Here is an 18,460-nt window from a genome sequence, read left to right on the forward strand (position 1 = left end):
ACGAGTTAAAAGTTTTTAAGACTGATGAGAAAAAATTGTCTATTCTCTATGGAATCTAAATATTTTTCATCGATTATTTCTTGCAGCAAATATTTTTTACGAGCAGACGGTATATTTAGCTGCTTTATTTGTTCTCTTGCCTCATATAAAAAATCTACATAGTGTTCAAAGTTATCGTCATAAAGAGCAGACCATTGATCTCTTATCTTTTTAGCGAGCATAGGACTGGCCCCACTTGTCGAAACTGTTAACAACAGCTTTCCTTTTTTAAAACTTGCAGGAACATGACAATTTCCTTTATCTACAGATGAAGCATTAAGGACCAGTTTTGTTTTCTCCAACTTGGTTGTAATTTCAGCATTTACCTTCTCATTATTTGTTGCTGCAATAACATAAAAGGCAGATTGAAAATCATCCTCTAAAGGGTGTCTTTTTTTTAGCTTAACCTTCCCTTCTAAAGCCAGATTCTCAATTTCCGAACAAACTTCAGGACTTATGATGGTTACCATTGCCCCGCCACTAATAAGAGGGGATGTTTTGCGATAGGCTATTTTTCCGCCGCCTATTATTACGCATTCCTTGCCCCTCATATTAATGTTTAATGGATACATATACGTCTTCCTTTGCAACTTCTTTTAATCTTTCGTTTAAAATATCTGCTATAAAAGGATGATATCCTAAATAAGGAGCTAATTCGTATATTTTATCAGAATCGGCAAGCTCTTTTATTGTTTTCTTCATAGATTTCATCAAAATTCCTGTAAAAAGCAAATATGGAATAACTAAAATGTTTTGATAAGAAGAGGAGTTAGCATACTCTATTCCTTCTATAAAACTTGGTTCTGCTGCAGTTAAATAACAGTCTTTAACAGAAATCCCGGGTAATTGAGCTTCTACTAATGCCGCGATATCTCCTAAATCTTGTTTTACTTCCGGATCGCTGCTCCCTCTGCCAACTAATAGCACTAATAAATCCTTTTTATCCAATAGAGAAGATTTTTTTATCTTTTCTACAACAATCTCTATCATCTTTTTATGGACTCCAATTGGACGTCCATAACGAATTTCAATTTCCGGATATTCTTCGGATAATTTCCCCAATACTTCTGGTATATCTATTTTAGCATGAGCGGCCGTTAATAAAAGAACAGGAATAACATGAATGACAGTAGCTCCTTTTTTTATGCATTGAAAAAAGGCTTGTTCAATCGTAGGCTCGGACAGTTCTAAAAAAGAATACTCCTGAATAGGAAACTCCTCATTTTCCATACACCTTTTTATAAAGGAGATGGCCTGATCACTTGCTTCTTTTATTCGGCTTCCATGACATATATATAAAACGGCCTCCATTATAAAACCACTTCTTTCGGTAAAGTTTCAAGAAAAGATTCTTCGAACCAGCTGATTTTCTCCCTCATGCGCACTACTTCTCCTACAATAATCATACATGGATTTGCTATCTTTTCCTTTTGGGCATCTTCTATCACATCAGAAAGGTTCGTTACAACTGTTTTCTGTACAGTCGTCGTTCCCCAATTAATTAAAGCAACTGGTGTTGAAGGTTTTTTACCGTGCCTCAATAGTTGTTCTTGAATAGAGGGCAGATTTTTCACTCCCATATAAATGGCAAGTGTATCAATGGATGCAAGTGCTTCCCATTTTATATCATCTTCTCCCTCTTTAGTATGCCCTGTAACAAAAGCAAAGGAAGATCCATAATCTCTATGGGTAACAGGAATTCCCGCATAGCTAGGTGCTGCAATACCTGCTGTAATTCCAGGAACAACTTCAAAAGGAATTTGATTTTTGGCTAATTCTTCTGCTTCTTCTCCGCCTCTCCCAAAAACGAAAGGATCTCCTCCCTTTAACCTCGTAACGATTTTCCCTTTTTTCGCATGCTTAACAAGTAGTTGATTAATTAATTCCTGTTTCATGATATGGTGATTTGGAAGCTTGCCGCAGTAGATAAGCTCTGCCTTTGGTTTTGCGTACTCCAACAATTCTTTATTGACAAGACGATCATATAAAATGACATCTGCAAGCTTAATGCACTTTAAGCCTTTTACTGTAATTAAATCTGGATCACCAGGACCTGCTCCAACCAAATATACTTTCCCCATAACTCCCCCTCCTATCTCTTCCCTTTTTTCTCTTTTTCTTTTTTCATCCTATAAACAAAGGAACTGCCTCCTTTTAGCAGCGAAATTAATATCTCTCTACTGCTCAGTAGTAAACAGTTCCCTTATTCTAACAATTATTCAGCAATATAAAAGTTTCTATCTTTTAAGTAGTTTACAATTAATTCTACACATTCCTCAATGGAATTTTCTTCCGTATCCACAACGATCTCGGGATTATTTGGCTCTTCATATGGAGAACTGATGCCTGTGAAATCTTTAATGATTCCTTGACGCGCCTTTTCATAAAGTCCCTTTGGATCTCTTGCTTCACATGCTTCAAGAGAGCATTTTATATAAATTTCAATAAATTCATCTTCAGTTAGCAATTCTCTTACTTTATCGCGATCTTCTCTAAAAGGAGAAATAAATGCAGTTAATACCACTTGTCCACTATCAACAAATAATTTGCTGACTTCGCCAATTCGTCTAATATTTTCCTTGCGATCTTCTTCAGAAAATCCTAAATCTTTATTGATGCCAAAACGAATATTATCTCCATCTAAAACATAACTATTAATCCGATCATCAAATAAGCGTTTTGCTACCGCATTTGCCACAGTAGATTTACCAGAACCAGACAGACCTGTAAACCAAAGAACGCAGCTATGATGTTTATTTTTTTCTCTTCTTTGCTGTTTCGTCACTGTTTGATCATGCCATGTGATATTTGTACTTTTCCCCACTTTGGTTGTCCCCCATTGCTTTTAAGAATGAACTTGTTGGTTTTTCAATCCTTTGATTAATACTTCAACGACTTCTTTGCGGCTAAATGTGCTTGGTGGAATTTCTCCAGCTCTTAATAATTGACGAACTTTAGTGCCAGATAGTATTTCATGATGTTCACTGCCATGTGGACATGTTTTTGTTGATGCCATGTTCTCACATTTTTTGCAATAGAAGCTATGTTCAAAGAATAATAAATTAATCCCTAACTCTTCTGCTGTAAAGTTGTCAAATATTTTTTGTGCATCATATGTGCCATAATAGTTTCCTACTCCAGCATGGTCACGACCAACAATAAAGTGAGTACAGCCATAATTTTTTCTTACCATAGCATGAAAAATTGCTTCTCTTGGTCCAGCATATCTCATTGCAGCAGGGAATACTGCCAAGAATACACGATCTTCTGGATAATAATTTTTCAGCAATACTTGATAGCTTTCCATACGTACATCTGCTGGAATATCATCTGATTTTGTTTCTCCAACAAGAGGATTTAAAAATAAGCCATCTACTATTTCTAAAGCACTTTTTTGGATATATTCATGTGCGCGGTGAACAGGGTTTCTTGTCTGAAAACCAACCACTGTTTTCCAGCCTTTTTCTTGAAAAACAGCTCTTGTTTCTTGTGGATCTAAATAGTAGCTAGTGAATTCTGTTTTCTCCACTTTTTTAGTTAATTTAATAGAACCACCAAGATAAACATTTCCTCTTTCAAACATTTTCTTTACCCCAGGGTGTTCCATATCATCTGTTCTATAAACAGAAGTAGCTTCTGTAATTTTATCAGGCACATAAATATCTTCTACTTGAAGGACACCATAAACTTCACCATTAAATGTAAGCTTTACTGTATCCTTTGTTTCAATTCCTTTTATGCTTTCTTCCGTAACAGGCAATGTAATGGGAATACTCCAAACTGTCCCATCTGCTAAACGCATGTTTTCCACAACGGATTCATAGTCTTTTCTTGTTAAAAATCCTGTTAATGGGCTATAAGCGCCATTCCCAATCAGTTCCAAATCACTAAGTGCTATTACATCGATTTCCAATTCTTTTTCTGAACCGTTAAACTTATATTCAGGTTCCCATAAATTAATTAATGTACCGCCATGTGGTTTGCTCAATGCCATTTCTCTACACCTCATTTATTATTATTAAGTATTTATAGTGTTTTACTATGAATTACAGTCGAAATTGATTAGATTCCGCCACCTTCTTCATACACGGATCTGCTGTCTTCTCTAATTGATTTCACTAAACTGATTAAACCTAACGTAGCTACTACTACACTAAGTAGTATAAATACATTAAAGAAATCTGATTCAATAAATAGCTGCACTAGCCCATAAGAAATAACTAGAGATAATACTGGAGAAACAACCCATACTTTTAATATACGGTTAATCACTTGTTTTTTCAACATGCCTATCCCATTCTTTGCTACGCCAATTCCCATAATAGCCGTACTCGTAACTTGTGTTAAAGGTACTGGCAATCCATATATGGAAGAGATGATAACAAGAGTTGATCCAGTTCCAGAAATAACGCCGCCTTCTAATTTGCTGAAACGGACGATTTTTTTTCCGTTTGTCTGCAATACTCTTCCACCTAAAAGAAAAGCACCAATGGCAATAAAAAACCCGCCAACAATTATTCCTGTCTTAATAGGAATTAATTCTGCCCCAACTAACGGGCCAATAGCATTTGCTACGTTATTCATGCCGGCAGAAAATGCCTCAAGAAAACCAACAATTATGACAAAAACAGATAAATATTTTTCATTTTTGCCAACTTGAAGCCATTTTAGTTTTTGCTCATACTTATTCATCAGTTTGCCTGCAAAAAAAGCTATTCCAAATGCAACTAAAGGAACGAGCAGCCAAAACAGAACTATCCATAAAATGTGCCCTGCAAAAAGGCTTTTGTAGGCAACTCCTACCCCAACTACACTTCCTACCGTTATTTCACTAGTAGAAAGAGGAATTCCCATTAAATTTGCTATAAATAATGCTATCGCAGCAGAGGATAATATAATCAAAACAATTTCTGCATTTAAAAGAGAACTAGGAATTAATCCCTCTCCAATTGTTTTAACTACTTCACTTCCCCCTATTACAGCACCTAAAAAGATAGCTATTGCACAAATAAGAAGTGCTATTCTTTTATTTGGGATGGCGCCGGATCCGTATGCTACTCCCATACTCGCCGCAGCGCCGCTAGCTCCGATATTCATTGCAAAAAATAGTGACATGATGCCTGCTAAGATTAAGATCATTTTTCAAGTCCTCGAATCATTGTAAATGTAGACCACATTCTGTTTTCCCTTTGCCAGACCATCTTCCTGATCTTAAATCATCCATATTAATGGCCGCTTGTGTACATGTTTTGCAGCCAATGCTCGGATACCCTCTGTCATGCAATACATTGTAATCCAACTGTTGTTTATGGGCATATCTCCATACATCTTTCCACGTCCAATGAATAAGCGGGCAGACTTTAACAGATTTGAATTTATTGTCTTTATTGATAAACTGTGTATTTTTTCTTGTTTCAGACTGTTCTCTTCTCAAACCAGAAAGCCAAGCAATCGATCCTGAAAGAACCTCATTTAATGGAGTGACTTTGCGAATTTCACAACATTTATTTGGAGCTGTTTTCCAAAGCTCATCCCCATATTGTTCTGCTTGTTCTTCCAGTGTTAATTCTGGTTTTTTCATTTCTATTTGCAGATCTGGATACTTATCTTTTACTTTGTCAATTAATTCATATGTTTCTTGAAAATGAACATCTGTATCTAAAAAGACAATCTTGGCATCCTTTTTTACTTTAGATATTAAATCTATTAGCACAATACCTTCAATTCCAAAGCTGCATGCATAAACTATTTGATCGCCATACGTGTCATATGCCCATTTTATTACTTCTAGTGCACCTTTTGTGTCATTATCTATTGAAAAAGGAATTTCTTTCAAATCATCGATAGTTTCATATGTTAATATTTGCCCCAATTTACAATGCTCCCTTCCTTTATCAAAAAACTACTATTTGACATAATAACATTGCTCTTTTATTACAAGCAATTTGTCCCTCATGCTGAATCATAAAAAAAACTTCCCGACTTGGAAAGATAAACATTTGTTAATTTTAGCACCCTGCATCATTTACAAGCTGTTGGAGGCCATAGGGCCAATTTCCTGTGTCGCTCTTGAAAAGCATTGTTTTTTCTAAATTTTATCACAATTGCTATTATTGTCAATAAGTTTTACTAGTTGTTTAGTCGGAATTGATTTGATTAAAAAATAAGAGAAGATCTCCTATTTTTTATTCTATATAAAGTAGCTTATGAAAAACACATGAAAAAATTTCCTGTTTTTAAGCGGAAATTACTTTTTTTAATGGAACTGCTATTTTCGTGTTTTTAATAATGGTTTTGCGATAATTGGAACAAGTATACCTGAAAGGATTGCTTCTGTCACACCATTTGTTCCAACAATACCAAGCAAGGCTGGCAATAGCTGGCTAACATCCATTTCCATATAGTTAGCGTATGGTTTGCGGTAAAATAAATAAATTAGTCCTAATACTAGCACAGTGTTCGTTAATGACCCGGCTACCCCGGCAATGCTCATAGCTCCTGTATCGTTCATTTTACTTTTCAGCGCCTTGTGGTAAATATATCCTGCTACTATACCTATTAATATGCGCGGCAAAACAGAAATAAATGGATTTGTAAAAATAATAGGCGCAATAGGGCTTGTTGGAAAAGTATAGGCTCGTACAAAAGTAATAATTCCCCATACTCCTCCAATAATTGCTCCGTCACGAGGACCTAATACAATAGCTGCAATAATAACAGTAACTTGAATCACTGTTAAACTAAGTGGTCCAATTGGAATCAAACCAAGAAGCGGGATTGTTGTTTGCAGAACGATAATTGCTGAAAACATTCCTAATAAAGCAAGGCGAAAAGTTTTATTCTTTTTTTTCATCTGGATACTCCTTTTGCTAAGGCCATCATAAATTAATTGATTTTGTTTCATAAATGAAGCCGTTATTAAAAATTACCATTGTTATTCTACTATAAATAGAAAATGAAGTCAGAAAAATTTTTCTCCCTTGCTAATTATTCATTTCTCATTTATTTGTATACACTTCGGATAATGCTTCTATAAATATTTTCACATTCTTTTTATCCTTCATGATCGGGGAATACACATAAGACAGTGTGCGAATAAATGATTGGTTTTTCAGCTTTACAATGGAAAGGCTTTTTTGTTGAACATCCCTTTCAATAACACTATGAGATAAAAGGGAGAGCCCTTTTCCCCTTATAAGGGTTTCTTTAATCCCTTGGTTGCTGCTGATAGTCAGAAATGATTTTGCCTTTAAACCATTGGACCTTAGAACATGATCTAAATATTCTCTAGTTCCAGAACCAACCTCTCGTGTTATCCAATACTCATTTTGCAAATCGGATATCTCCACTTTCCCCTTCTTGGCCAATCTATGACAGTTAGAGGAAACCATAAATAACTCGTCTTCCATAAAAGCATGCACAGATAAATCTTTTTCATTCGTCTGTCCTTCAATTAATCCAATATCAACTTGAAAAAGACGAACTAATTGAACAATTTCTTCTGTATTACCAATTACTACCTCTAACTTTAAACTTGGATATTTATTCTGCAGATCCAATAATATTGTTGGCAAAATATATTCCCCAATAGTAAAGCTTGCTCCAATCTTTAATTCTCCCTTAATAGAATGATGATGTTCTAAAATACTTTGCCGTGTTTGTTCATAAATAGAAATCATTTGCAGTGCACAGTCGTATAACAGCTCACCAGTTGGAGTAATTTTTAATGACTTAGGGGAGCGTTCGAATAACTTTGTTTGGAAATCTCTTTCTAGGTTTTTAATATGTAAGCTTACACTTGGCTGAGACATAAGGAGTTTTTCTGCTGTTTTTGTGAAATTTTTCACTTCAACAAGAGTGACAAATGTTTTCAAAGCATCGTATTGCATACTATCTCCCCTAACTATTAATTTTTTTTATAGTTATGATAAATTATATGTATTTTACTAATTCTAATTCTTCCAGTAAAGTACATTATAATAATAATTTTTTTATAATAAAGAAACTTATTTTTTAAGACCTTTAATTCCGATTTGTCTGATTGGATTAATTAAAATATTAATGACATATTCCCATTTTCATTATAAAATAAATGTTGAGAAAAATCGGACGTTTCTTTATTTAACTATTAATGTTCTTATTTGCTTTGCTCCTGCAAGTTGCGGGATAAGATGCTTATATTGTCTATATCTTTTGTGAGGTGATCATGTTGCAGCTTCAAGTAACAAACAGTCCATTTAATCAAGAACAAGTTGAACTACTCAATCAATTGCTTCCAAATTTAACAGCAACACAAAAAATTTGGCTAAGCGGCTATCTAACAGCAGCACAAAGCTCAATGGTAGCAGAAAACGAAACACAGGCAACGGCAAGCTCTCAAGCTAATGAGGCTAACGCAAAAGCAATCTCTAAAGAAATTACTATCCTTTATGGATCACAAACAGGCACTGCACAAGGCATTGCTGAAAGTAAAGGAAAAGCTTTAACAGAAAAAGGTTTTAATGTAACCGTCTCTTCCATGAATGACTTTAAACCAAATAATTTGAAAAAGATTAAAAATCTACTTATTGTTGTCAGCACACATGGAGAAGGAGATCCACCTGACAATGCGATAACTTTTCATGAATTCCTGCATGGCAAACGTGCTCCAAAACTAGATGAGCTTAACTTTTCCGTTTTATCTTTAGGAGACAGTTCCTACGAATTCTTCTGTGAAACAGGAAAGGAATTTGATCAGCGTTTAGAAGAACTTGGCGCTACTCGAATAACGAATCGTGTAGATTGTGATCTAGATTATGATGAGCCAAGCGAAGAATGGTTTAATGATGTACTGGCTCAACTTAGCGTAGCAACAGTTGAGAATCCAGGTTTGCAAACAAATGAAAGCAGTGCTCCTGCTGCTGAATCGGTATATTCAAGAACTAATCCGTTTAAAGCAGAAGTTCTTGATATTATTAATTTAAATGGCAGAGGTTCTGATAAACAAACTCTTCATATTGAATTATCCCTTGAGGGATCTAATTTAACTTATCAGCCTGGAGATGCGCTTGGCATTTATCCGGAAAATAATCCTAACCTTGTGGACATACTTTTAGAAGCATTAAACTTTTCTCCTGAAGAGATTGTAACAGTTAATAAACAAGGAGATGTTCGTTCACTAAGAGATGCGCTTATCTCTAATTTTGAAATAACTGTTTTAACAAAACCTTTGCTTGAGCAAGCTGCAAAGCTATCAAGCAATAAAGAGCTTTTAGAACTTGTTTCTACGGAAAACGTTGATAAGCTTAAAGCATATATCTATGGTCGGGACCTGCTCGATTTAGTGCAAGACTTTGGAACTTTTAGCGCCTCTGCACAAGACTTTGTCAATATTCTTAGAAAAATACCAGCACGTCTTTATTCAATTGCAAGCAGTTATTCGGCTAATCCAGATGAAGTGCATTTAACGATAGGAGCTGTGCGCTACGAATCAAATAACAGAGATAGAGAAGGAGTTTGCTCCATTCTTTGTGCTGATCGCCTTCAGCCAGGAGACACATTGCCAATCTATATTCAGCATAACCAAAACTTTAAGCTTCCTGAAAATCCAGAGACACCAATCATTATGGTCGGACCTGGCACAGGTATTGCACCATTCCGCGCGTTTATGCAAGAAAGAGAAGAACTAGGCGCACAAGGAAAATCATGGTTATTCTTTGGTGATCAACATTTTGTTACTGACTTCCTTTATCAAACAGAATGGCAAAACCTTATCAAAGATGATGTTCTGACAAAAATGGATGTTGCTTTTTCACGTGATAGTGAGAAAAAAGTATACGTTCAACACCGTATGCTTGAAAATAGTAAAGAATTATTTAGTTGGCTAGAAGAAGGAGCAGTTGTTTACATCTGTGGAGATGAAAAACATATGGCCCACGATGTTCATAAAACCCTTATTGATATTGTTGAAAAAGAAGGCAACTTAAGCAGAGAAAAAGCAGAAGAATACATTGCCTCCATGCAGCAGACAAAACGTTATCAGCGAGATGTTTACTGATTTCTACCGAAAGGAGTTTTTCAAATGGTTAACCCAATATTAAAAGCACCAGAAGGATCGCCAAGTGATGTAGAGCGCATTAAAGAGGAGAGCAACTACCTTCGCGGAACATTACACGAGTCGATGCTTGAACCCCTTAGCTCCGGCATCTCAGAAGACGATAATCGCCTAATGAAATTCCATGGCAGCTATTTGCAAGATGATAGAGACTTGCGCAACGAGCGCCAAAAACAAAAGTTAGAACCTGCCTACCAGTTTATGCTGCGCGTACGTACGCCAGGAGGTGTCTCAACACCTGAGCAATGGCTGGTTATGGATGCGCTGGCTGAAAAGTACGGAAACCAAACATTAAAACTATCAACAAGACAAGCATTCCAAATGCATGGAATCCTTAAATGGAATATGAAAAAAACTATTCAAGAAATTCATGCTTCTCTTTTAGATACTATCGCAGCATGCGGAGACGTAAACCGCAATGTTATGTGCAATCCAAATCCATATCAATCTCAGTTGCATGCAGAGGTTTTTGAATGGTCTAAAAAATTAAGTGATTATTTGTTGCCGCGCACAAGAGCGTATCATGAATTATGGCTAGATGAAGAAAAAGTTCTTTCTACTCCTGAACAAGAAGAAGTAGAACCAATGTATGGACCTCTTTATTTACCAAGAAAATTCAAAATCGGCATCGCTTTACCTCCAGCCAATGATATCGATGTTTTCTCTCAAGATTTAGGTCTTATTGCAATTGTTGAAGAAGACAAACTTATCGGATTCAATGTGGCAATTGGAGGAGGAATGGGAATGACACATGGGGATAAAGCTACCTATCCTCAATTAGCTAAAGTAATCGGATTCTGTACACCAGATAAGATATTGGAATTAGCTGAAAAAGTCATTACCATTCAACGAGACTATGGTAATCGTTCAGTTCGTAAAAATGCTCGTTTTAAATACACAGTTGACCGCCTAGGTTTAGAAAATGTAGTAGAAGAATTAGAAAATCGTTTAGGCTGGAAACTAGAAGAAGCTAAATCTTATAAATTTGAACATAATACAGATCGCTACGGCTGGATAAAAGGAATTAATGGAAAATGGCACTTCACATTATTTGTTGAAGGCGGCCGTGTTGCTGACTACAAAGGCTATCAATTAAAAACAGGCTTACGTGAAATTGCAAAAATCCATAACGGCGACTTCCGCTTAACAGGTAATCAAAACTTAGTAATCGCCAATATTTCCAGCCAGAAAAAGAAAAAAATTAGTGATTTAATGGATCAATATGGCCTAACAGATGGTCAACACCATTCAGCGCTTCGCCGCAGCTCTATCGCTTGTGCTTCTCTTCCAACTTGCGGTTTAGCAATGGCAGAAGCTGAAAGATACTTGCCAACATTAATCACAAAAATTGAAGAGATTGTTAATGAGAATGGTCTTCGTGATGAAGAAATTACTATTCGCATGACAGGCTGTCCAAACGGATGCGCGCGCCATGCCCTCGGAGAAATTGCTTTTATCGGAAAATCTCCTGGGAAATATAATATGTATCTAGGCGCTGCATATGACGGCAGCCGCTTAAGCAAACTTTACAGAGAAAATGTTGGCGAAGAAGACATTCTAAATGAATTGCGCGCTCTTCTTCCTCGCTTCGCAAAAGAACGTCTTGAAGGTGAACACTTTGGAGATTTTGTTATCCGCGCAGGTGTTGTTAAAGCCGTTACTGATGGTACTAATTTTCATGATTAATTAATAAAAACTCCTCAAGCCTCCCTTTGTAGAGTGGTCCACTCCACAAAGGGAGGTTTTTTAGTCTAACAATAACAAACATCTTACTCTCATTTAAGCTTAAACATATTTACTCATTAACTTGTCATTTATCCTCCATTGCTGGACAGTAAAAGTCTAATTGTTCATTTCGAGCTCCTATTTTTCCCAAAATTAACTAACAGTTCTCCTTCCTTTTAATCATAGTCCAAACTTATCCTGTGTATATTTACCATGAAACGACTATCCAGCATTTTTTATTGCTTTAGTTTTCTATTTCAACTTATTTATAAGGAGGAGACAGCATGAAACACGATAAGCAATCCCCATCTTATCAACTTTTTGGTGATTCCACTAAAGTGGTTAATTATAAACGGGATTCAAACAACTATATCACTCAACTTTTTTCCGAACAACTTCCAAATATTCAAACGGGTTTTTTTAATGTTCATTTAAGCCAAGGCATTATTATTCAGCCTCATTGGCACACAAATGTTACAGAGCTAGTATTTGTAATCAGTGGCGAAGCACTAACATCTGTCTTCAATCCATTTACACAAAAATTGCTTACTTACCATCTCAAACCAGGGCAAGTATCTCAATTTCCAAAGGGATGGTTTCACTGGATTATCGCACTTCAAAACAATACCCATATCCTCACTATCTTTGATCAGCCCACACCGGATATTGTATATGGATCAGACTTTCTACGTTTTATACCTGCAGATGTTCTAAATAGGGCTTATTGTATACAAGAGAATTATTATAAAAAAGCAGTTGAACCTATTTATGATTCCGTCATTTTAGGACCTCCTGCCGGGTGTGACCAGACTAGAAGAAGCTATTATAACCAGCATCCAATGACATATCAGCCTGTGCATCCATATCAAACTTCTTATTACTCCCAACCTAATAATTAAAGATTATCTGCCCTTTCATAAATAAATTTATATAAAACAAAAGGAATTTTATGAAAAAAAACGAAAACAAAAAAATCAACTTGAGCCTTTTATTAGAGATAATGATAAGCTTCGGAAAGTAAAAAGCAGCTTTTGCCAATGATTTTATAAGGGAAATGAGCAAACAGCGATTTTAGGAAGAATTAAAATAGGCTCATTTTTAAATAAATCCACAATAAAAGGAATTATGCTATAACTCCCAGCATAATTCCTTTTATTTGCTAACGATAAGAAAAACAAATCTAAGATAATCTATTACTATTTCTACCTTATATTATGATTCTGCTATATTGATTTTCTGATTCTTTTTAGACATTCGTTTTTGCCAAGCAATTGATCCAAACAATGTTAATGTAATCAGAACAAGCCCCAAGACAAAAGGATACATAATATTCACATCATAAATGATGCCGGCAAGCAAAGGACCAAGAACATTCCCGATACTCATATAGGCATTATTCATCCCCATCGCAAAGCCTTGTTCATTATCTGCAAGCTTCGAAATAAGTGTGTTAAGCACTGGCCTAAGAATAGATGTTGCAAGAAATATTAAAAGAGTGACACCAAAAAACACTCCATAACTTGATGCCAATAATGACAGCATAAAGCCAACAGCTGCAACTCCCAAAAATAATATTAAAACATTTGCTTCACCAATACGCCCAACAATTCGATCTACCACAAAAAGCTGAACAATAACACTAATGATTCCGGTTGCGGTAATCATTACAGCAATTTCTTGAGGTGTTGCTCCATATTGATTATCTACAAAAAGACCTAAAACTGATTCATATGCCATTAATCCAAAACTCATCACAAGTGTAATGACAAGTGGGATAAAATAAGGCATTTTAACAGAACGCACCATCTTTTTTGCCATAGACTCATTATCTAGTGCATGCGTTCCTCCTTGAGCTCCTGCCTTTTGGCTTTCTTCTAAGATAATAATAGAAAAGATAACCGCAACTAAGGATACCAAAGCTGAAATTAAAAAAGGGGCCTTCAATCCAAACTTTGTTAAAAAACCGCCTATGCCTGGGCCAATTACTATGCCTAATGACATAGCTGCCGACACAAGACTATTCCCCCTTGCTCTTTGATCAATTGTTGTAATATCAGCCACATATGCAAATATTGCAGGGACTAATAAAGCGGCTCCCACACCGCCAACAACTCGCGAAACATAAAGCCACCAAATATTATCAAATATATAAAAGATAAACATGGAAGCTGTTAATCCAGCCAAACCGTAAATAATCATTTTTCTGCGTCCATATTGATCGGTCCACTTCCCAGCTATGGGAGAAAACACTAGCTGAGCACCGGCAAAAATAGCCACCATTAGCCCAGCTGCTGTTCCCCCTTGATTGATAGACATTAAATACTGGGGCAAAATGGGAATAACAATCCCAAAGCTGCCTATCGCAATAAACATATTAATCATTAATATGAACAGTTTTCTTTTTTGTTCTTTTGTCATAGGTTTCTCCCCTTTTTCTCTCTTTATTAGACAATAAAAAATCCTATCCGTCATAATTGGATAGGATTTCTCAAACCGCTTAAAAAGGGCCCAATGCAAAACAGCAGTAGGGTTATGATTACCTTTTTTCTAAGAAAGTATAGACTAATCCTATTCAAAAATGACTTCGATTTTTTTCGAATGTATTTTTAAAACAAGATTAGTAGATCATCGCCCCATGGTCACCCTTTCATTTTGTGTAGTCTCATCATACAATGTTTTTTTATACATTTCAAGTAATGGTGCAGAAAAAATAGTAAAATAATGGTTTTTCAACAATTATTGCTTATTAGTTTTCATCACTTGTGTACCTAATAAACCAATAAGCAAAATAATAATTGAAATAATACTATAATCTTTAAAAAAACTTGTAAAGGAAACGTTAAAAAACATGCATACTGCCGTAATTATTCTTCCTGCCAATAATAGTAATCCTATCACTAACATCCAATTTAAAAGTTTTTCTAACCATTTCATCTATTTGTCACCTGCTTCCTTTCTTTTCCCCAATAATTAGATTCCATTATAATTGATCATTCATTTTTTTATTTGATTAATTAATCAAATTTTACCATAATGATTCTTATGCGTCAATGTGAAAAAATGCTGGCTAATACGGCAGCAAGCCAAACCTTTTTATAAGGTTCAACAAATAGGCTGCCTGCATCGCCAAAAATAATTAGGCGGATTTCCGTTCCTCCCAAAGTAGAATTTTAAAATTTCCTCATTTTTTATATCTATAGGGATGCTCTTTCACTCAGATTGCTCTGTTCGTTTTTTGGCAAAAATAAAGGCACCATTGCCTCCAAATTTGAACAAAAAGACTCCTCCAGCTAAAATAAGGACACCAACTAATTGCTTAGAAGTAAAGGGAACTTTCTCTAATCCCATCCATCCCATTGAATCTAGCAGCAAAGCAAATGCTAACTGTGAAATTAAAACAATAGATATAGCATAAGTTGGTCCTAAAAGCCTAACTCCTTTTGTTACACATGTAACAACGCCTACTCCAATTAATCCGCTGAACCAATACCATACTTGCATATTTTCTAAAGAAAACAGCTGCTTTCCTTCTGCTATAAAACCAATTGTGAAAGAAGCTAAAAAGCCCATGCCCAAAACGATAGTTGTTGTTGTCCAAGAGCCTGTGTGCTCATTTACTTTACTGTTAAAGATATTTTGCAAACCTACAAGGGAACCTGCAATTATGGATAAAACTATTCCAATAATCATGTTTATATCTCCTAATGTTTTATTTATTCATATATATTATCTCCAGCTATTTGTTTTAGCCCTTCTCGGTTTTTCACATAAATAAATCCTTTTTGTCTTTCAATCAGTCCATCTGCCAAAAACTTTTGGATAACACGATTCACATGACGATAACTTGTGCCAATTAAATTTGCTGCATCTCTTATATAGACAATGCTCCCCTTATCTTCCTCTGGGAAGTCCGTTTCTTGTGAAGAGACAGATAATAGATAACTAGCCAGCCTTACTTCAACAGAATAAAAAAGATTAAAGGTTAAAGAACTATTTTTCAACTGAAACTTTTTTGTAATGATATCAAGAAGAAAATTTAATAGCGGCGCATAATCTTTCGCGTATTTTTTGAGCACTACATACGAGATGCTAATCATTGAAACAGCTGAAACTGCCTCAACCGTATTAATAATATCAATCCCTCTTATATATTCAATATCTCCAATTATTTCAACAGGGTTTTTAAAGGACAAGATTAATGTTCTTCCTTCTGCTGAAGTGGTGTATACTTTAATTTTTCCTTCTACTAAAATATATAAATTTTCAGCCAATTGTCCTTGAGAACAAATCACTTCTCCTTCAACAAAACTAACTAAAGATAATAAGTGCTGCACTTCCTCGGGAAAAACCGACTCTATTTTATATTTTCTTAAATAATTATTTATAATTTCCTTATTTTTCATTTTTCCCACCTAAAGGTCATATTGTTCCATTTTTTAAAAGCTTAATATTAATACACCAGCTATCATCATAGCAATGCCTAAAAATTGAGGTAACGCCATTTTTTGTTTCTTTACGCCAAACCAGCCTTTTCCATCCACTAAAAATGTGATGCCTAACTGGGCAATTAACAAAACAGCAATGGTAAGGGTAACTCCAATCAACTGTATTCCTTTTACATTACTAAAAATAACGATAGCCGCAAAAGTCCCGCCAAATAGGTACAATGGCTTTACACGCTTTATTTGCGTCCACTTGCCATCTTTTATAACCAATAATACTAATAATGCTGCAATAAATCCCGTTAATTGTGTAAGTGCTGCAGCTTGCCATGTGCCAATACTTTCACTAATGGCTGTGTTGGCAACACCTTGAATAGTAATAAAAGCTCCCCCTAATACTGCAAATATACTTCCCTTCATTTTACACTCTCCAAATCCGACTTCTTTTCTATTAAATAATAAAGGCTTATAAATGGAAAAGGACATATGTCCTAAAACCATATTTAAGATTAAGGTTTTATTAAAGGACCTTATCAAATTTTTCAATTAAATAAAAAGTTATGATTTTTTCAGCAAAATAAGGAGGTGATAGTAAATAGCTTTTTTAATCTCAATAATATAGCTTTACTAATTATTTGTATTATAAGTATGGTCTATGTATTTAAAAGAAAAAATCCACAACAGATAGATAGTGGTTATAGAAAGTTCCTTTTCCATTTTATTCAATTATTAATATACAATTTAACTTATCCAAAATTAAAAGGCATGTTTTAGAAACTAAAACATGCCTCAAAGTATAGACAACATTTATTCTGCTAACTGTTCAGGCTAATGGAAAATGAGCGTTTGAAAATAGTCTGAAACTATTCAATAAAAAAGCTTGAAGATACAGCAAAAACAGAAAGGCTAAATCCTGCTTTATGCTAACTCTATTCCACCAGTAACCCCATACACCTGTGCTGTTACATAGCTAGATTCTGTTGAAGCTAAGAACACATACACACTTGATAGCTCCACAGGCTGGCCGCCACGCTTTAATGGTGTTTCTTGTCCAAATGTTGGAATAACATCACTAGGTTGTCCCCCAGAAATCTGCAGCGGTGTCCAAATAGGTCCTGGAGCAACAGAATTTACCCGAATGCCTTTTGAAGCTACTTGTTTTGCCAATCCTCGCGTAAATCCAGTTATCGCAAATTTAGTTGCTGCATAATCAAGTAGATTAGGACTTGGATTATAGCCTTGAACAGAAGTTGTGGTGATGATAGATGCCCCTTCTGGTAAGTAAGGCATAGCTGCTTTCACTATCCAATATAAAGAAAAAACATTTACCTCAAATGTTTTGCGAATCTGCTCTGTTGTAAGGTCTGCAATATCTTCTACCGCCTGCTGTTTTCCGGCAACTAGTGCAAGCACATCTAATCCATCCAGTTCAGCATACGCCTTGTCTACAAGGTCTTTGCAAAAAGCCTCATCACTTAAATCGCCAGGGATAAGCACAGCCTTGCGACCCTCTGCTTCAATTAATTGCTTTACTTCTTCTGCATCTGGCTGTTCTTCCGGCAAATAGTTTAAAACAATATCGGCTCCTTCTCTAGCATAAGCAATAGCTGCTGCACGTCCAATCCCTGAATCGCCGCCAGTTATCAGCGCTTTTCTCCCTTTTAATTTGCCTGTACCTTTATAGGTTTTTTCTCCACAGTCTGGGACAGGCTCCATTTTTCCTTGAATAGCTGGGGGTTCTTGATATTGTTTAGGATACTCCCCGCTATAATGCTGGGTTAATGGAGTTTTTGGTTGAGTCATTTTATCTCTCCTTTTGTAAGTAGAATGGCATTCATTTAGATCTCATTTTCTGTTTACTTAAGATTCTTTTTTTGTTTTCCCCTTTCTATTTTTGATAAACCAAAAAAGACTGCAGAAAAAAATCAGATTTTTTCTGCAGTCTTTTATAGATTGTATATTATTCTGGGAAAGTTAAATTTACTGACTTATCTGGAACATTACTTTTTCCAGCATATTTGTAATGAGAGTTTTTCATCTGCCACTGATTGTTAGATAAACCAATCAGACTTTTACGGACAGTTTTTCCCCCACCTAGATTTCTCCTTTTCTCTCATCATCTTAAGGTAAGGGTCAAAAGCCCGTTAATGCGAGATAAAAA

The 18,460-nt window shown here is 35.5% G+C and carries 18 protein-coding genes; 3 read left to right on the forward strand and 15 right to left on the reverse strand.

Annotated elements, in window-relative coordinates:
• Positions 1-5 precede the first annotated feature (5 nt).
• The 9 genes from NCCP28_RS19680 to NCCP28_RS19720 all read right to left on the reverse strand — a co-directional run bounded on the left by NCCP28_RS19680 (position 6) and on the right by NCCP28_RS19720 (position 7,928).
• Positions 6-611: an NAD(P)-dependent oxidoreductase gene (locus tag NCCP28_RS19680; protein ID WP_248562936.1), complete on the reverse strand. Its 606-nt coding sequence runs from the start codon at positions 609-611 to the stop codon at positions 6-8.
• Complete coding sequence (locus NCCP28_RS19685) at positions 592-1,350, reverse strand: sirohydrochlorin chelatase (RefSeq protein ID WP_248562937.1); 759 nt, start codon at positions 1,348-1,350, stop codon at positions 592-594. Before NCCP28_RS19685 ends, NCCP28_RS19680 begins: the two co-directional genes overlap by 20 nt.
• Positions 1,350-2,120: a uroporphyrinogen-III C-methyltransferase gene (gene cobA / locus NCCP28_RS19690; RefSeq protein ID WP_248562938.1), complete on the reverse strand. Its 771-nt coding sequence runs from the start codon at positions 2,118-2,120 to the stop codon at positions 1,350-1,352. The genes NCCP28_RS19685 and cobA overlap by 1 nt, the downstream gene beginning before the upstream one ends.
• 134 nt (positions 2,121-2,254) lie before the next feature.
• Positions 2,255-2,863 (reverse strand): adenylyl-sulfate kinase, encoded by a 609-nt coding sequence (gene cysC, locus NCCP28_RS19695; protein ID WP_248562939.1) that lies wholly within the window; start codon positions 2,861-2,863, stop codon positions 2,255-2,257.
• Between the two features lie 21 nt (positions 2,864-2,884).
• The gene (gene sat, locus NCCP28_RS19700; RefSeq protein ID WP_248562940.1) at positions 2,885-4,033 is read right to left on the reverse strand and encodes a sulfate adenylyltransferase; all 1,149 of its coding nucleotides are present in this window, start codon (positions 4,031-4,033) and stop codon (positions 2,885-2,887) included.
• A gap of 68 nt (positions 4,034-4,101) precedes the next feature.
• Positions 4,102-5,178: a sulfate permease gene (locus NCCP28_RS19705; protein WP_248562941.1), complete on the reverse strand. Its 1,077-nt coding sequence runs from the start codon at positions 5,176-5,178 to the stop codon at positions 4,102-4,104.
• 16 nt (positions 5,179-5,194) lie between these two features.
• A complete protein-coding gene (locus tag NCCP28_RS19710; protein WP_248562970.1) occupies positions 5,195-5,902 on the reverse strand; it encodes a phosphoadenylyl-sulfate reductase in 708 nt (235 codons plus the stop codon).
• A gap of 405 nt (positions 5,903-6,307) precedes the next feature.
• Positions 6,308-6,892, reverse strand: a complete 585-nt coding sequence (locus NCCP28_RS19715) for an ECF transporter S component (RefSeq protein ID WP_248562942.1) — start codon at positions 6,890-6,892, stop codon at positions 6,308-6,310.
• A 145-nt stretch (positions 6,893-7,037) separates the two neighbouring features.
• Positions 7,038-7,928, reverse strand: a complete 891-nt coding sequence (locus tag NCCP28_RS19720) for a LysR family transcriptional regulator (RefSeq protein ID WP_248562943.1) — start codon at positions 7,926-7,928, stop codon at positions 7,038-7,040.
• Between the two features lie 320 nt (positions 7,929-8,248).
• Between NCCP28_RS19720 and NCCP28_RS19725 the strand changes: the two genes are divergently transcribed.
• From NCCP28_RS19725 to NCCP28_RS19735, 3 genes are all read left to right on the forward strand, one after another.
• Positions 8,249-10,075, forward strand: a complete 1,827-nt coding sequence (locus NCCP28_RS19725) for an assimilatory sulfite reductase (NADPH) flavoprotein subunit (RefSeq protein ID WP_248562971.1) — start codon at positions 8,249-8,251, stop codon at positions 10,073-10,075.
• Between the two features lie 24 nt (positions 10,076-10,099).
• Positions 10,100-11,818 carry an assimilatory sulfite reductase (NADPH) hemoprotein subunit gene (gene cysI / locus NCCP28_RS19730; RefSeq protein ID WP_248562944.1) on the forward strand — a complete coding sequence of 573 codons (1,719 nt, stop codon included), beginning with the start codon at positions 10,100-10,102 and terminating at the stop codon, positions 11,816-11,818.
• A gap of 323 nt (positions 11,819-12,141) precedes the next feature.
• Complete coding sequence (locus NCCP28_RS19735) at positions 12,142-12,756, forward strand: cupin domain-containing protein (RefSeq protein WP_248562945.1); 615 nt, start codon at positions 12,142-12,144, stop codon at positions 12,754-12,756.
• A gap of 313 nt (positions 12,757-13,069) precedes the next feature.
• On the opposite strand, the gene NCCP28_RS19740 is transcribed toward NCCP28_RS19735, so the two are convergent.
• The 6 genes from NCCP28_RS19740 to NCCP28_RS19765 all read right to left on the reverse strand — a co-directional run bounded on the left by NCCP28_RS19740 (position 13,070) and on the right by NCCP28_RS19765 (position 18,102).
• Positions 13,070-14,275 carry an MFS transporter gene (locus NCCP28_RS19740; protein WP_248562946.1) on the reverse strand — a complete coding sequence of 402 codons (1,206 nt, stop codon included), beginning with the start codon at positions 14,273-14,275 and terminating at the stop codon, positions 13,070-13,072.
• Between the two features lie 318 nt (positions 14,276-14,593).
• A complete protein-coding gene (locus NCCP28_RS19745) occupies positions 14,594-14,791 on the reverse strand; it encodes a hypothetical protein (RefSeq protein ID WP_248562947.1) in 198 nt (65 codons plus the stop codon).
• 276 nt (positions 14,792-15,067) lie between these two features.
• Positions 15,068-15,547: a DMT family transporter gene (locus tag NCCP28_RS19750; RefSeq protein ID WP_248562948.1), complete on the reverse strand. Its 480-nt coding sequence runs from the start codon at positions 15,545-15,547 to the stop codon at positions 15,068-15,070.
• Between the two features lie 23 nt (positions 15,548-15,570).
• Positions 15,571-16,269 (reverse strand): Crp/Fnr family transcriptional regulator, encoded by a 699-nt coding sequence (locus NCCP28_RS19755; RefSeq protein ID WP_248562949.1) that lies wholly within the window; start codon positions 16,267-16,269, stop codon positions 15,571-15,573.
• A gap of 24 nt (positions 16,270-16,293) precedes the next feature.
• Positions 16,294-16,719 carry a DMT family transporter gene (locus NCCP28_RS19760; protein ID WP_248562950.1) on the reverse strand — a complete coding sequence of 142 codons (426 nt, stop codon included), beginning with the start codon at positions 16,717-16,719 and terminating at the stop codon, positions 16,294-16,296.
• A gap of 498 nt (positions 16,720-17,217) precedes the next feature.
• Positions 17,218-18,102 carry an SDR family oxidoreductase gene (locus NCCP28_RS19765; RefSeq protein ID WP_248562951.1) on the reverse strand — a complete coding sequence of 295 codons (885 nt, stop codon included), beginning with the start codon at positions 18,100-18,102 and terminating at the stop codon, positions 17,218-17,220.
• Positions 18,103-18,460 lie beyond the last annotated feature (358 nt).

Source organism: Niallia sp. NCCP-28 (genome assembly GCF_023168165.1).
Taxonomy (GTDB): Bacteria; Bacillota; Bacilli; order Bacillales; family Cytobacillaceae; genus Niallia.

Excerpts from the sequence above, each read along its gene's own strand:
- NCCP28_RS19735 (WP_248562945.1), top strand. The coding sequence starts at position 12,142 with ATGAAACACGATAAGCAATCCCCATCTTATCAACTTTTTGGTGATTCC.
- NCCP28_RS19745 (WP_248562947.1), bottom strand. The coding sequence starts at position 14,791 with ATGAAATGGTTAGAAAAACTTTTAAATTGGATGTTAGTGATAGGATTA.
- NCCP28_RS19685 (WP_248562937.1), bottom strand. The coding sequence starts at position 1,350 with ATGGAGGCCGTTTTATATATATGTCATGGAAGCCGAATAAAAGAAGCA.
- sat (WP_248562940.1), bottom strand. The coding sequence starts at position 4,033 with ATGGCATTGAGCAAACCACATGGCGGTACATTAATTAATTTATGGGAA.
- NCCP28_RS19760 (WP_248562950.1), bottom strand. The coding sequence starts at position 16,719 with ATGAAGGGAAGTATATTTGCAGTATTAGGGGGAGCTTTTATTACTATT.
- cysI (WP_248562944.1), top strand. The coding sequence starts at position 10,100 with ATGGTTAACCCAATATTAAAAGCACCAGAAGGATCGCCAAGTGATGTA.
- NCCP28_RS19765 (WP_248562951.1), bottom strand. The coding sequence starts at position 18,102 with ATGACTCAACCAAAAACTCCATTAACCCAGCATTATAGCGGGGAGTAT.
- NCCP28_RS19720 (WP_248562943.1), bottom strand. The coding sequence starts at position 7,928 with ATGCAATACGATGCTTTGAAAACATTTGTCACTCTTGTTGAAGTGAAA.
- NCCP28_RS19705 (WP_248562941.1), bottom strand. The coding sequence starts at position 5,178 with ATGATCTTAATCTTAGCAGGCATCATGTCACTATTTTTTGCAATGAAT.
- cobA (WP_248562938.1), bottom strand. The coding sequence starts at position 2,120 with ATGGGGAAAGTATATTTGGTTGGAGCAGGTCCTGGTGATCCAGATTTA.
- NCCP28_RS19680 (WP_248562936.1), bottom strand. The coding sequence starts at position 611 with ATGTATCCATTAAACATTAATATGAGGGGCAAGGAATGCGTAATAATA.
- NCCP28_RS19740 (WP_248562946.1), bottom strand. The coding sequence starts at position 14,275 with ATGACAAAAGAACAAAAAAGAAAACTGTTCATATTAATGATTAATATG.
- NCCP28_RS19750 (WP_248562948.1), bottom strand. The coding sequence starts at position 15,547 with ATGATTATTGGAATAGTTTTATCCATAATTGCAGGTTCCCTTGTAGGT.
- NCCP28_RS19715 (WP_248562942.1), bottom strand. The coding sequence starts at position 6,892 with ATGAAAAAAAAGAATAAAACTTTTCGCCTTGCTTTATTAGGAATGTTT.